A 1,427-nucleotide genomic window follows, 5' to 3' on the forward strand; every position below is an offset into this window, starting at 1 on the left:
ATATACTAGGAATGAATAAATAAATGGAACGAATCAATCCACCATTTTCCTTTATACTAAAAAAACATTCAAGCATAAATATTCCATTTTTCCCCCATACTAGGTAAAAAGATGAGGTGAAGAAAATGGGACTACTCAACTCATTTTATCAATGGAAAGAGACACGGTATCAAAATCATGTGACCAATATGAAGGATCAAGGTAAATGCCCTGATTGTCATGGTCGGGGATATACTGTGTATCCGTATAATGAATTTGCCTACTTTAATTCGTTTGAATGTCCGGGATGTCAAGGCAGTGGACATTATACAGATTGGGAGGAAATGCAATAAAGAAAACTTGCTGATTGGGGAGCCCTAAAGTGCGAAGGCAGTGGCATTGTTCGTCGAAAAGCACAGCTTTCCAACTGGGAGGCTAATACTAACAAAGCTTTCCTTGGTTCTAGGTTGCATTAAAAAAGTAATACTTTCCTTTAGTTAAAAAAAATCCCTTTCTGTGTGTGAAGGGATTTTTCCTTGAATGATTAAATACGCTTTTTGATTTGACTTTGATAGACTTTAGCTGTTCTTACCTCTATTGTCAGGGATCCTTTTTTCACAATCGTGTTTAAGAGTACTGGTACACCGGCAGTATTTTTAAACCTAAAATCCTTTCCTCCATACGAAACGGTCGCATCTCTTCCAGTTGGCACGTATCCAACATGAAGTGAGTGATTATGCTTTTCAATATAACTGACACTTAACTGATCTATAGCATTATATAATGTAGAAGATGTCTGGCAAATACCTCCTCCAATACCATCGACCAATTTACCATCTACAATTTCTTGTGCTGGCTGATACCCATGCTCAGTATCACTTGGTCCAACAGTCGTATTAAAGGAAAAAGAATCCTGTGTACCGATAATAACATTATCTATCGCCTCAGCAGATAGAGCTATATTTTTATTTCGGCCAACAACTCCGCTATTAAAATAGGTCGTATATGAAGCAACCACTACTTCCGCTAATTGAGCTGCCTCTTCTGGCTTGTATCCACTTTCGGTAACAAATAATGGCAGCTCGACATCTCCACCTTTGGCAGAAGCCTGAATAATCTTTTCAGATAATTCCGATTCATCTAGAATCGTTTGCGGAGTTCCTTTTATAACCTGACCATTTGCATCTAGCTTATCAAGAATCATTCTCTTGTCATAACCTGGGGTTTCATTTGTACCTCTCGCCAGTTCCTTGGTCAATTTGGCTATTTCTGCTTTGTATTTTTCTTTATCCGTTCCAAACCCTAAATCCTTGGTATTAAAAGTTTTGATAATGTTTTTTGTATTGGGATCAATAATGTTTACAAATATGGGCCGCATTTCCTCTTCTCTTTTCTTTTCCTCTTCTTTTTTCTTTTCTTCCTGTAATTTTTTCTCTTTTTCAATTTTC

2 protein-coding genes are annotated in these 1,427 nt (G+C 37.1%); one reads left to right on the forward strand and one right to left on the reverse strand.

Translation table 11 applies throughout. The features are described from left to right. Positions 1-125: 125 nt before the first annotated feature. Positions 126-332 carry a methionine aminopeptidase gene (locus V7150_RS25120; RefSeq protein ID WP_335523721.1) on the forward strand — a complete coding sequence of 69 codons (207 nt, stop codon included), beginning with the start codon at positions 126-128 and terminating at the stop codon, positions 330-332. 191 nt (positions 333-523) lie between these two features. On the opposite strand, the gene V7150_RS25125 is transcribed toward V7150_RS25120, so the two are convergent. Then, positions 524-1,427 (reverse strand): VanW family protein (locus V7150_RS25125; protein WP_420490332.1); only part of this gene is annotated, 904 nt, incomplete at its 5' end.

Origin of the sequence: Neobacillus drentensis, from assembly GCF_036965245.1 — a bacterium.
Lineage (GTDB): Bacteria > Bacillota > Bacilli > Bacillales > Cytobacillaceae > Neobacillus > Neobacillus drentensis_G.